Below are 13,512 nucleotides of genomic sequence, written 5' to 3'. Positions count from 1 at the left end.
AAGGTGCTTTTCTTCCCTTTGTTTAGAAGTTAGAAAATTATGAACAAGAGAGAATTGTCATACCTCTATTCCTACGAAAAATCTGTGATGCTATCTATTCCATCCAATTATTGTATAAGTATGCAAATAAGCTTGATGTACTTACATTTATGAACGTAATTGCCCATTAAATTACGATTACAGTTTAATGCTCGTTTTTTCGAATTCCACCCATAATAAACTCGATTAGTTTTTCCACTTCAGACTCATGAATCGCATCTACATCGACAATGACAAAACGCGAGATGATAAACCCTCCCAAAACAGGAAGCAGCAAATAGACAATATCATCTGTCGGAATATCTTTTAGCTCTCCCCGCGCTTTAAACATTTCGATAGTATTTTTAAAGCGAAATCGAATTGTATCAGCCAAATAAGGTAAGAGCTCTTTTTTTAAGGATTCATTATATATTATCTCTTTAATAACAACCTGTAAAATTTGCTTATTCTCATAAAAGAATTGAATTCTGTTATGAAGTAATGTACGTAAAAACTCTTCAAAAGACGTTGTTTTCGCTGGCAAGACTTCTGCAAATACTTCTTCTGCCATGTCTGGCAGTGATGACTTAAAAAATGGAAGAATGACAGACCGCAATAAATTTTCCTTCGTTCCGTAATGTTTAAATATTAATCCTTCGGCAACGCCAGCCTGTTTAGCAATCTCACTTGTAGACGTATTCGCATAGCCCTTTTCCGCAAATAACCTAATCGCTGTTTCTACAATTTTCTGTTGTTTTTCTGTCTGTTTTTTTGTCTTCTTTGCCTGAGCAATCATAGAATCTAATACGTTATTATATTTCAATTTCTTTCTCCTTTATTCTTTATAATTTTCGATACTTTTTTAATCCAAACAAATTGAGAATAATTAAAACAACGGCAAAAAGTATCAATACATAAAGATCTCCGGTTATATCAGCTAATCCTAAGCCTTTATACATAACATCTTGCAAAGCATCTGCAGCATAAAATAAAGGCATTCCTTTAGCCAGTACTTGCAGCCAGTCAGCCATTCCTTCCAATGGGATAATACCCGAGAAAAATATTTGTGGAACGACGATGATCGGAATAAACTGCATCATTTGAAACTCCGATTCAGCAAACGCCGATAGTAGAATCCCTAAAGATAAGGCAACCATTGCTAACAGCAAATTAATAAGAAGTACATTCCAAACCGACCCAATTAAAACTATTTCTAATATGCTAACAGCATAAAGAACAATAATAATGGTTTGTAACACTGCGAATGTACCAAAGCCAATTAGATAAGCAGCAACAATTTCCCCTCTCTTAACAGGGGTCGCCATTAATCGTTCCAATGTTCCAGTTGTTCGCTCTTTTAATAAACCTATGCCCGAAATAAGAAACACGAAGAAAAACACAAAAAAGCCAATTAAAATCGGACCTAGCACATCAAAAAACACTGTGTCTTCATCTCCATAAACATAAGCAATATCAAGTGAAGTGTTCTCTTCCATGTCTACATTTTTTTGTAATTGCTTAGACATCTGCAGTGCATTCGTTATTTGCTTTACTTTCATCTGCAACGCTTGTGAAGTTGACGGATCATTGTTTCGTAACGTTAGTTTCGGTATGTCCCCTCCCATTTGTAGAAATCCATCTAATTGTTCTTCCACAACCAAATCCTGTTCATCTGTTACATCTGCAAATTCCTTCACCTTAATATTCGCATCTTTCAGCTTTTCAATGAATCTTTCATTGGCATTTTCTGTACCTACAACTGGATCCGCCTGTTCTCCATTAAACACTAGATACATAAGTGTCAATATAAATAAAGGTGCGACAAACAACAGTGCCATTGTTCGTTTATCTCTAAACATTTGCCGAAAAATACGCTTAACCATTGCCATTGTTCGCATACTAGATTCGCCCCGCTTTCAAAAATACTTCATCTAAGTGACCCGCTGCAAATTCGTTTTTCAATGCTTGCGGTGACCCTGTTGTTATAATGGACCCTTCTCTAATCATTGCAATACAATCACATTTTTCTGCTTCATCCATAACATGCGTTGTTACGATTATTGTTTTTCCTTCTTCTCTTTTTAAACGCATTAATTCATTCCAAATGCTATACCGTAACTCGGGGTCAATCCCTACCGTCGGTTCATCAAGTATAAGGATAGCTGGATTTTGGATTAATGCAATCGCAAGTGATAACCGTCTTTTCATTCCTCCTGAATAGGCAGAAACTTTTTTCGGTAATTCTTCCGTTAAATTTACTAAATTTGCTACATAAGTCATCCGTTCCTTCATCTCGTCTCTTTTCAATTTAAAGAGCGAGGCAAAAAATTGTAGATTTTCTTTTCCTGTCAACTCCGAATATAAGGCATCCGATTGTGCCATATATCCAATTTTTTGCAGTAATTGTAAGTTTGGAACTTGTTGCTGAAGAACATAAATGCTGCCACGATCCGGCTGGTCCATACCCACAATCATTTTCACCAGTGTTGTTTTCCCTGCCCCAGAAGGACCAATTAACCCATAGATACTGCTTTCATTTATTGTTAAATTAATATTTTGTAAAACATTTCTTTTACCGTAGCTCTTGCTAACACCCTCCATGGTAACTGTACCATTCATCGATATCGCCACCTTTGGCTAAATTTGAGTGAGTAATTACTCATTATATTTATAGCAGGAATTAAGTATAAAGTCAAAATACGTCATATAAAAACTTTTATCTGTGCAACGAACAATTCTATCATCTTTAAGTATAAATAACTCCATACTATGTTAAACATAATACGGAGTTATTTATATTTGCACGTTGCTTTATATCTCACTAACCTCATGCGTAAGCATTAAAGCCAGCTCCCTTTTTCCAACAAATCTTTCAACACAACAGCATGGTTATATTGTCTGTCTTTGGATCCGTATAATAAGACAACGCTTCTATTTTTTGACAGTTCTCGTAAGTCCTGTAACATACTTCTTTGCTGTTCATTTTGTTCTAACTCTTCTTTATAAGCCTGGCTAAACGCATTAAATTTGTCTGGATCATGATTAAACCACTTTCTTAATGATGTACTTAGTGCAAGTTCTTTCAACCACTTATCAAGGTTAGCGCGTTGTTTCGAAATGCCGCGCGGCCAAACTCGGTCAACTAATATCCGATAACCACCTATTTCAGATTCTTCTTCGTATACTCTTTTTAGCACAATCGACATGAGAAACATCCCCTTTTGACTCAAAAATTGAAAATATCACTAAGGAAAACCCAACTCTTTCAGTTTCCTATAGCCATTTCATCCATGCGCTAAACTTCGCTTATGTTAGTATGCAACAATAGAAAACACATCGAATTTAGTTATCCAATCTAAATTTTGGCTTCGTACATTCAATGAGTGCTTCTTTGATCCATCTAATACCATCCCCTTAATTTCCAACTTTACCCTTTAAAAGAAAGTAAATTTTATGCCGTATTCATGTAATAACTATTGCCGTTTGTTTAAATATCTATTTACTTATATATTTTCTTGTCGCTGTTTCTTTACATATCCCTATTCTTCTTCCAACCACTTGATATAACACCTGTCTCTACGTCTATTATAAATCAAATTAAAATGCCAATTAATCTAAAAAACTCATGTCCCCTTATTTCCCCTGCTTCTATAATACCGCCCACGGCATTAAACACCCCTCTTCGCAAATACTAAACGCTCTTACATTTATATTAGAAATTTTCTTACATTTTCAGCTGTTATTTTTTGTTATATACTGTTTGTACAAAATTACTATGGGGTAATTAAGTGGGAACAATTGTAAGGAATTGTCGATTATGTGAAGTTCCAATGGAATTAAACCCACTTTCATTTTGTCCTGCATGCCTTGAAGACAGAGAGAAAATTATCCACTATATTATGGAACACCCCCGGTCTTCGATTAAACAAATAGCAAAATCCACGCAAATATCTTTAGATAAGATTTATAAATTAACCTCGTTAAAGCTTCCTCATAATAAAAACTAAACCATAAGAATTCCCTTTTTGTATATTTTTACCAGATATGTATTTTAAATTCTATTATAATGAACTATCAAAATTAATTACTATAGTAAATCGCTAAATAATAGTCTTATACTACTCCATTTTCCAGCAAAATCTGTTATATATTTATAAATTGTCACATTTTGTCATGTTTTGCTAACCCTCTTTGTATGTATAGTGGTACAATAAGAAGTGGATATAAAAGTTTATTTTTAGGAGGCTTTAAAATGGAGAAAGTAGCTATAGTTACAGGATCCGCAGAAGGCTTAGGAAAAGGTATTGCACATCGCTTATGTAAAGACGGGTTCAAAGTAGTCGTACACGATATTAATGAACCAGTTCTAAACGAAACGGTGAAAGAGTTTAAAGAAAGTGGATTTGACGTCATTGGCGTTGTGGGAAATGTCGCCAAGCGAGAAGATCAATTTAATTTAGTAAAAGAAACTGTGGAACATTTCGGCAGATTAGATGTATTCGTTAATAACGCCGGTGTTGACGCCGTCACACCTTTCTTACAAGTAGAGGAAGAAGAGCTAAACCGCTTATTCCAAATCAATGTAAATGGAACTGTATTCGGTACCCAAGCAGCTGCAAAACAATTTATCAAACAGGAAACGAAAGGCAAAATCATTAACGCCTGTAGTATTGCTGGTCATGAATCATACGAAATGCTAAGCACTTATTCAGCTACAAAACACGCTGTAAGATCCTTTACACATTCATCAGCAAAAGAACTTGCTAAACACCAAATCACCGTTAATGCATACTGCCCTGGTATAGCAAAAACAAAAATGTGGGATAGAATTGACGAAGAAATGGTAAAACATAGCGATAACTTAAAACCAGGTGAAGCTTTTGAACAATATTCTTCTGCAATTGCATTACAACGTTACCAAACCCCAGAAGATGTTGCGAATTTAGTTTCATTCCTAGCCTCAGATGACTCTGATTACATTACAGGTCAAACTATTCTAACAGATGGTGGCCTTGTTTATAGATAAAGCAAAATAACACCAAATCGGTACCTTTGGTCAAATAAAATTTAACACACTAACCAAACTGCTTTCATATAAAATCTGCTGGTAGCGACTAGCAGATTTTATTTTAATTCCTATAACAATATAAGCTTGTCAAAATAACTTCCCTCTATTCATTTTAGCTGGTTTAGAAAAACAGACTGCTTCTTGAACATTAACTAAAGGATATTCAGGGCTATACTCTCCGTACAGGTTAATTTTTTCTTTAACAAATAATTAAAGTATTTTTGAAGTTAGTTGCATATCGTTATTAAAATATGGCGGATTTGGCGTATGATAAAGTAAATCTTCAATCAGTGAGAGTTTTCATTGATCCCCCACTGATTGTTAGAGGAACGAATCGGGTATTTAGTGCTGTTATCTCCCACTTAGATTTTGGCAGTACAGATTATCCAACTAATGAAGTGGGAAGTCTTACAGTACATTATATGCGGGATAAAAAATCATATAAAAATACTATTGTTCAATAAAAATAAGTATTATTTACTTTTAACAGCGAGAAATAGCATTATTTTTTGTTAGGAAATTCATTTTTCAAAAAATAGCGTTTATTATAATCAACTATTTATCGTTGAGCCTAGAATTAGTTACAATAAAAGTTAATTATTTCTTTCACAATCGTAGCTACTTATGGTATAAGGTTATTCAGTATAAGGTTATTCTTCCTTTACTGCAATATAAATGTCAATATTGCCATTTGGGTAATACTTTTCTAGATCGTAAGTGTATATTCGCTTTAAATTGCCTTCCGCTTCTTTATTCCAAATTTCATTCCATGTATGAAAAATGCCTTGTTCATCTTCAATATCAACTTTAAAAATCTCAAATTTTGTATCATCCGGAATAACTCTTCAATAGCAACACATAATGTATAATCCCCTTTATAATCAGATTCATATTCATGGTATAAACCGTATGTAATACCTTTATAGTTTGATAATTCAGTGGAAGCCCCTGTACACATAGCTGATATTTTTTCCATTACATGCTCGTCACTAAAATTATTTGTTCTAATGCTATTAAGTACTTTCAATTTTATAAATGTTTATCTTTCATTTTTATTTGTCTTTAAGTAATTCAGCCAAAAATGAACATGGCTTTTCTTAAAAAAGATCCTGTTCTATTTCGATAGCTTTCTCATTTGAGAACAACTTTATCGTAAAAGAAGTATCTTTATTGTCACTGATCAACGCCATTAAAAAATGGTAATAATCTAATTTCTACCTTTATATTTTCCAGTATTAACTAACAAGATTAGAGATTCGCCCATATTCCAATTATGGAGAATTTTTTGTTTTTATTATATGAATATAGAAAATAGACATAATAAAAATAACACATTACTTCCATATTTTTTTCACAAATATTAGATACAAAGTAATGTGCTATATAAAATCATTAAAAAGCTAAACTTTTCACTAGGATAAAGGCATTTGAGTTAAGGGTATCTCGTATTTTAAATTTTATTTATTTCGTTGCTTAATAATCTAGTTGCTGCAAACTTAAAATTATTTCCTCTTTACTATTTTTCTTCAGCTTATATTTCCTCAATTTACTTTCAATAGTTTTTGCTTCGTTCGGTTTATTACTAAATTTATTGGTTATTTGATAAAATAACTCTGCTAAAAAATTGCTAGTACCAGCTGAGCCTAATTCAAAGCCTAATGTTTCCTTTTCTGAAAGTGAGTGCTCCGTCAATGATATTACTTCATTTTTAAATTCATCTTTTATTAATATCTGGGGTGCTTTATTTTTTAAAGCTAGTAGCAGATCATCCATATTAGCAGCTACAAACATCTTAAATAAACCTCCCTTCACTCTTTGATTGTTTACATTCATTACATCGACATAATTTATCCAAGAATTGCCATAAAAGATCGGAAAATTTATCTGTTTCAGCTTTTATTATATCATAAAAGCTCCTAAATTTACCAATATATTCAGTAATCTGTCTTTTTCTTTTACCATTAATTATGGGTTTTGCAAAATAAAACAACGCCCCCCTTTCCTATACTTTATTCCTCCGTCACAGTTTAAATAAAATTTCCTATTTGGAACAATTTTGGATTCACAAAAGAATAATTTTGTGGTCTATTCTTTAATTAAATTTAAACCCGTATTCTACTGTTCATGTTAAAATACCGCTCTCCTACCAACCTCTATTTTCCCACTTTTCCTATTCAAAATTGGCTCGTTTTTCACGAGTTATATAGTTTCCCGATAAAAGATGGAAGGAGAAATCAAGAAAAGCAGGCAAGACAAGGGCTGCACATGAAAAAGGCCCGAAAATCGGAAACATATATACCGAAATTCAGGTCTGATTAGGAAATGTATTTTTTCCACTGAGAAAATTAATTAGACACTTTTAACTCTAGCAACGCTACACACTCCACGTGATACGTTTGCGGAAATAAATCTACAGGTTGAACTGTCTCTAAATGATAGTCAAATGGTATAAGTTCTTTGATATCAGATACAAATGTTTTTGGGTTGCATGATACGTAAACGATGCGTTTTGGTTTAGAACGGGCGATCCTGCGCATTACTTTACCGCCTGCGCCTGACCGCGGTGGATCGAGTAACAATAAATCAGGATTTTCAAATAATTCAAGTACCTCCATCAGACCAAGTCGAGCATCTCGCGCTAGAAACCACGTATTATGAACACCATTATCTGAGGCATTACGTTTTGCAGATTCGATCGAAGTTTCTACGATCTCTATTCCAGCAAGCTGTGAAACGCGACTTGCAAACGGTAAAGAAAACGTACCAACACCGCAAAACAGGTCAATCATTTTCTCCGTTCCCTTAGGCTGAGCCATTTCCAGCGCCAGTTCTACTAATTTTTCAGCTTGAACTGGATTCGTTTGAAAAAACGTATCATACCATAAACGATATCGGTAGCCTGCAAGCTCATCATAGATAAAATCGCGCCCCAATAAAATTTGCCCCTGTTGTGCCTGTACTTTGTCGGCAATATCCCGGTTTTCCAACCAAAGCAAACTTTTTACATAAGGATACTTCTCCTTTATGCGTTGAATGAGGTCTGACAAAGCAGAGTATTGATCAGCACTTTCGGTTGCAAATAGGGCGAGCATCATTTCTCCAGTTGCTTGCGAATGTCGAACCATTAAATGTCGCAAGAGACCATCTTTTGTTTCTTTATCATAACCTGATAATTGGTGCTCTTTGGTCCAATTCGCTACCTCCATCGTTGCAGCCACCATTTCCGGACTTGCAATCATGCATGTTTCCAGCGGAATAATCTTTCTATAATTATCCTTTTCATGCAAACCAAGCTCGCCATCTTTATTAAATGTAAATTCCATTTTATTGCGATAATGCCATGCATCATCCGCAACAATTATCGGCTGTACGACAGATGAATCAAACTGCTGTTCTTCTAATAGCTGTTTTACTTGTAATGTTTTTTCATTCAATTGGGCTTCATAGGATATATGCTGCCAAGAACAGCCGCCACATCGACCAAAATGAGGGCATGCTGGCTCTATACGTTCTGGATGTGCTTCGATAATATCATCTAGCTTGACGATCCTTTTTCGATACGGAGGGACGAGTGTCGCTTGAACTCTTTCTCCAGGAAGTGTGTAAGGGATAGTGATGTGCTGTTTTTTCCCTTTACCTTGCTTGTTTTCACGGTGAATGACTGCTCTCCCTACTCCTTTTGCATCAAACTGACTTATATCTGTAATAAACGTATTATCCTTAAATTTATACGCCATTTCTTTCCTCCTTTATTAAACAATGAGTTCTATACATATAACTTATTAGGTTCTATATCATTCAGACAGCCATCTTTACAACTAGATTTAATTAATAATAATCCCCTTATTATTTATAAATAAAATTCAGAATATTTTACCTTTAATCAAATTATTATGATAATTGCTATGACCATATAAGTAGATAACCAGTTTAGGAACAAGTTTTTAGCTTAGATACCTACATAATACTTTTATTTCCGATTAAAAATTCAGTAATAACTTTCTATACTTCATGTGCTAAACATTATATTATAACCAACTTTTAATCATTGCAACAATTGTTTACCTACTAGAAACCTATTATAATAACAAATATAACAGAAATTACACAGATCATGCTTTCTTTTCTTACAAAAAAAAGCAGCATTAACATGGATTAGGTAATGCTGCTTATTATCATAAATATTCTATTATTCATAACGCAGTGCATCAATAGGTTTCATTTTGGCTGCCTTCATAGATGGAAGCAGGCCAAATACAATCCCAATAATCATGGAAAACAACACAGAACCGATGATCGCTGGAACGGGTATAGCAAATGGAAGTTTAGCAAAGTGGGAAATCGCTTTTGCTGTTCCTACTCCCAATAAAATACCAACTACTCCTCCAATACTTGTCAAAACAGCGGCTTCTGTCAAAAACTGGGCTAGAATTATCCCCCGCTTTGCTCCTAAGGCCTTTTTAATACCAATTTCACGGGTTCTTTCTGTTACTGATACAAGCATAATATTCATCACGCCAATTCCCCCCACTAGCAGGGAGATACTGGCTATTCCACCTAAAAGCATAGTAAAGGAACGATTGACTTCTTCAATATCGCCGATAATCTCATCTACATTTGGAATACTGTAGTGCCAGGTAGACTCAGCTGGGATGTCTTGGTTCAATACATCAGCCACTGCTTGTCCTGCTTTCTCTATATCATCCGAACGTTTGGCCTGTACAAGGGCTTGTGGCAAGTCGTTAAAGCTACCCAAATGAGGCCAGGCAGCTTTGGGAATTAGCATTTTCCCTTCACTTTCATCCATCATCCACATACTATCTTCATTAACTTTCTGATCTACATAGACTCCTACTACTCGAAATGGAACAGCATTCACCTCAATAACTTTATTGACGGCCATGCCATCTTCTGGAAATAGGCTATCTCTCATCTCTTCATTGATTATTGCTACCTGATGACCTTTATCATATTCTAAAGAAGTTATTTTTCTACCTTCTAAAATATTTATTGGAAAAGATGTCAAATATCGTTCATCTGTCGCATAAATTTCTGCATTCAAATAGTTGTTTAGATGGAACACTTCTGCATAATTTTGATAAAAAAGTGCAACATTCTTTACGACATCTAAATCAGCTGCTTCTTGCAAACGTTCTTGCGATACAGGTAACAATACATCCGGCTTCGGATCCTCCTCTACATCGCCAATATATTCTCCCGACATCATGTCAACAGCACTGTCCGATTGAAACATGACTGTAACCGAGTTGTTGCCAGTCCCAATCACTTCAGACTTTAAGCTTTCTTTCTGCCCCTCAATCATAGAGACAATAGCAATAATCGCTGCAATACCAATGATCACTCCAAGCATTGTTAAGATGGACCGCATTTTATGGGCAAAGATGGACTGGAAAGAAAGTTTAATATTATCAAGCATGGACTGCTCTCCTTTCATCCTTAAGAATCCGGCCGTCACGAAGGAAAATGGTTCGATTTGTATACACAGCTATTTCCTGCTCATGTGTCACTAAAACAACCGTTACTCCCTCTTTATTAAGATTTGTAAAAATTTCCATCACTTGCTCACCTGATTTAGAATCAAGTGCTCCAGTCGGCTCATCAGCCAGCACAAATTTTGGATTGTTGACAATCGCTCTTGCAATTGCCACCCGTTGCTTTTGTCCACCCGAGAGCTGGGTCGGCTTAAAATAAAGCCGATCCCCTAAACCTACCTTTTCAAGAGCTTCCATTGCCCGTTCTCTTCGCTCTTTTTTACCAACTTTCGCATAGATCAGTGGGAGCTCTACATTTTCTAACGCTGATAAACGAGGTAGTAAATTAAAGCTTTGAAACACAAAACCGATAAAACGATTGCGGATTGTCGCCAGCTCATTATTCTTGCCTGCGAGCATATCCATCCCTTCAAGCGTATATTCTCCAGAAGTAGGTATATCCAAACAACCAATAATATTCATGATCGTAGATTTTCCCGATCCCGAAGGCCCCATAATTGACACATATTCCCCTTGCTCAATGGTTAGATCAATGTTATGTAGAACCGGGACTTGTTCTTTTCCTTGTTTATAGGATTTAGAAATCTTCTTCAATTGAATCATCAATTGTAACCTTCTTTCCCTCTTTTAATGAATCTTCCGGGAATAGAATGTAATCGTCGGCCTTCAGTCCCTTTTTCACTACGATCATCATGCCATCTTCTCTTTCTTCTCCCAATTCAACCTCTTGTTTAACAAGTGCTTCATCTTTAACTTTCCAGACATACGGTTTTTCTTCATCCTGCACGATATATTCTATTGGCAGTACTATTTCTTCCCCTTTAGCGCCTTCTTGAGCTAAGTCAATAAATACATGATAACCAAATTCCAGCCCTTCATGGTTCTCCAGCTCGACTTTGAACGGGTATTTTGAAGCGTTTGGATTGCTAGGATCTTCAGAATACATGTCCATTTCTGCATCCTCTTCGGACTGTTCTACAGGTAGCTTGCCGATCTCTGTAATCTTCCCAGGCCATGTTTGTTCTGGATCCTTTCTGCTAGCAACATTAACTTCAAGACCTACTTTTAATTCATCTTTTACAAGCTCATTGACAGTCCCCTCTACATAGGCAGCTTCTGTATTAACAATTTGCATAAATGTGCCTCCTGAAGGTTCTGAAGCAGTTTCCTCATCTGTTTGCTGTTTTTGCTGCTGTTCTTCATCGATTTTTTGAACAATACCGTTTACCTTGGCTGTTACTATATTATTATTTACTTTTTTCTGTTCCTCTTCATGCATCATTCTAGCTTTTTGCGCATCCAAATTCGCCACTTTTAAATCTATTTCTGCCTGATTTAACTGCTCGCGAATATCCCCCTTTTCTTCATCTTCTGCTTTTGATAATTGTTTACGCAAGGAATCTACTTCTTTACTTTTCTGATTAATTGTTATATTTGCCATTTCCAAATCGATTGCTTTTTCTTTTAGTAACATTTGTCCTTCGGGGTTATGGTAAGAAAAGAGCTTATCCCCTTTTTTGACTTCGTCTCCCTCTTTAACAAAAATCTCTTTCACTTTGCCCCGCTCCGGCTCCAGAATAATTTTCTGTGTTTCCTTTGGTTCCACCACACCAGCAAATAATTCACTTCCTGAACTCATCTCACCACTAAAATCACTTACCATCATTGGCATGAGTCCTTCTTCTATTGCAGTACCTGTTCCTCTAGTAAAGAAAAAATAACCTCCAACGCCCCCTAAAACAACGAGGGTGATTGCAATCGTCAGAATAATCTTTTTCTTATTGCTCATTCTTTTTCCTCCTTAACGTTTAAAACGATGTCCTTAATAACGAGATTCTTAGACAATTTTTACAGGGATACTCAAACAAATTTGGAAAATATTATATAAAGTATTACAAAATTATTACTTATTTTACACTAAAGTTAATAATGTTTCAATAGATTTTCAACTTAATAATAGCTAACTTTATATAAAATTAATAGATAGCCAATTATTAAGCGTTCACAGATCATTCATCAATTTGTTAAGTTTATTAAAAGAATTTTTTAGAGTTTATCGAGGAGCATTAAAAAGAGAGTGATTTTACACCGTGCTAATAAGTTCCCTTTTTCTTCTTTAAGGCCGAGCCGGGAAAACTTGCTTTCATATATAAAAAGTATGTTTGGAGACTTTATCGAGGCAAATTTTCATTAAATACCTAATAAACATTTCTGATTTCAGGATTCTATATTTTTATTATTTAACCTTTTTTATAGAAATTGGGGTCTAAATAGAACATGTTTATTCATGGATGACACTTTTTGTACGTTTGAAAGATTCAAACGAAGTTTTGATGAACTCTATTCAAGCAAGCTGTGAAACACGACTTGCTAACGGTAAAGAAAACGTACCAACACCGCAAAACAGGTCAGCCATTTTCTCAGTTCCCTTAGGATGAGCCATTTCCAGCGCCAGCTCAACTAATTTTACAGCTTGTAGAGACTCGTTTAAAAAATTTTCACGTTGAATCAGCGCTCTCCCTGCTCCTTTTTCATCAACTGCGTTATACCTTTAATAAACGTATTATCATTATAGCTATATACTATTTATTTTTTCCTTGGTTTCCAAATGGATACTAAAGAGCTTTACCAATATTTTTTTAATTAATTTGTAAGTATTATATCTTTAATTAACACAACCGTTGAGTTACTTATACAAAACTTAGTAATTATAATAATTCCTACTATAATAACAACAGCAATTACTTTTTTTAACAGAAACCACAAACAACACCCTTCCAACTTCTTCAATCAAAATGAGTCATCTTCTATTTAGTATTTTTTCTAAAACTGTACTAATGCTAAACAGAAGTTTGACGACATCTTAGATATAGTTCATCAGTTATTTATATTTGGCAAAATACATGTAGGAGT

12 protein-coding genes are annotated in these 13,512 nt (G+C 34.9%); 2 read left to right on the top strand and 10 right to left on the bottom strand.

The window, feature by feature from the left end; genetic code table 11:
- Positions 1–184: 184 nt before the first annotated feature.
- The 4 genes from BKP57_RS12825 to BKP57_RS12810 all read right to left on the bottom strand — a co-directional run bounded on the left by BKP57_RS12825 (position 185) and on the right by BKP57_RS12810 (position 3,224).
- Positions 185–841, bottom strand: a complete 657-nt coding sequence (locus BKP57_RS12825) for a TetR/AcrR family transcriptional regulator (RefSeq protein ID WP_156875329.1) — start codon at positions 839–841, stop codon at positions 185–187.
- A gap of 19 nt (positions 842–860) precedes the next feature.
- Positions 861–1,916, bottom strand: a complete 1,056-nt coding sequence (locus BKP57_RS12820) for an ABC transporter permease (protein WP_050349809.1) — start codon at positions 1,914–1,916, stop codon at positions 861–863.
- Position 1,917: 1 nt separating this feature from the next.
- Positions 1,918–2,637, bottom strand: coding sequence for an ABC transporter ATP-binding protein (locus tag BKP57_RS12815; protein WP_050349808.1), 720 nt, complete (start codon positions 2,635–2,637; stop codon positions 1,918–1,920).
- Between the two features lie 221 nt (positions 2,638–2,858).
- Positions 2,859–3,224 (bottom strand): DUF488 domain-containing protein, encoded by a 366-nt coding sequence (locus BKP57_RS12810; RefSeq protein WP_072741639.1) that lies wholly within the window; start codon positions 3,222–3,224, stop codon positions 2,859–2,861.
- A gap of 1,046 nt (positions 3,225–4,270) precedes the next feature.
- Between BKP57_RS12810 and BKP57_RS12800 the strand changes: the two genes are divergently transcribed.
- Together BKP57_RS12800 and BKP57_RS22135 are read left to right on the top strand one after the other, a co-directional pair.
- On the top strand, positions 4,271–5,044 hold the full coding sequence (locus tag BKP57_RS12800; RefSeq protein WP_050349806.1) for an acetoin reductase: 774 nt from the start codon (positions 4,271–4,273) through the stop codon (positions 5,042–5,044).
- A gap of 293 nt (positions 5,045–5,337) precedes the next feature.
- A complete protein-coding gene (locus tag BKP57_RS22135) occupies positions 5,338–5,550 on the top strand; it encodes a hypothetical protein (protein ID WP_128743248.1) in 213 nt (70 codons plus the stop codon).
- A 266-nt stretch (positions 5,551–5,816) separates the two neighbouring features.
- Here the strand turns inward: BKP57_RS22135 and BKP57_RS23325 are convergent, their stop codons facing one another.
- The 6 genes from BKP57_RS23325 to BKP57_RS12765 form a co-directional block, all read right to left on the bottom strand.
- The gene (locus BKP57_RS23325; protein WP_328217814.1) at positions 5,817–6,062 is read right to left on the bottom strand and encodes a hypothetical protein; all 246 of its coding nucleotides are present in this window, start codon (positions 6,060–6,062) and stop codon (positions 5,817–5,819) included.
- 497 nt (positions 6,063–6,559) lie between these two features.
- Positions 6,560–6,877: a hypothetical protein gene (locus BKP57_RS12790; RefSeq protein ID WP_050349805.1), complete on the bottom strand. Its 318-nt coding sequence runs from the start codon at positions 6,875–6,877 to the stop codon at positions 6,560–6,562.
- A gap of 554 nt (positions 6,878–7,431) precedes the next feature.
- A complete protein-coding gene (gene rlmD / locus BKP57_RS12780) occupies positions 7,432–8,823 on the bottom strand; it encodes a 23S rRNA (uracil(1939)-C(5))-methyltransferase RlmD (RefSeq protein WP_072741637.1) in 1,392 nt (463 codons plus the stop codon).
- A 452-nt stretch (positions 8,824–9,275) separates the two neighbouring features.
- Positions 9,276–10,523 carry an ABC transporter permease gene (locus tag BKP57_RS12775; protein ID WP_050349772.1) on the bottom strand — a complete coding sequence of 416 codons (1,248 nt, stop codon included), beginning with the start codon at positions 10,521–10,523 and terminating at the stop codon, positions 9,276–9,278.
- Positions 10,516–11,202, bottom strand: coding sequence for an ABC transporter ATP-binding protein (locus tag BKP57_RS12770; protein ID WP_072741636.1), 687 nt, complete (start codon positions 11,200–11,202; stop codon positions 10,516–10,518). The genes BKP57_RS12775 and BKP57_RS12770 overlap by 8 nt, the downstream gene beginning before the upstream one ends.
- The gene (locus tag BKP57_RS12765) at positions 11,177–12,388 is read right to left on the bottom strand and encodes an efflux RND transporter periplasmic adaptor subunit (RefSeq protein WP_072741635.1); all 1,212 of its coding nucleotides are present in this window, start codon (positions 12,386–12,388) and stop codon (positions 11,177–11,179) included. The genes BKP57_RS12770 and BKP57_RS12765 overlap by 26 nt, the downstream gene beginning before the upstream one ends.
- Positions 12,389–13,512 lie beyond the last annotated feature (1,124 nt).

It is taken from the genome of Virgibacillus sp. 6R (assembly GCF_001895305.1).
Classification (GTDB): Bacteria; Bacillota; Bacilli; order Bacillales; family Amphibacillaceae; genus Virgibacillus; species Virgibacillus pantothenticus.
This window is presented reverse-complemented; position numbering and strand designations above follow the sequence as displayed.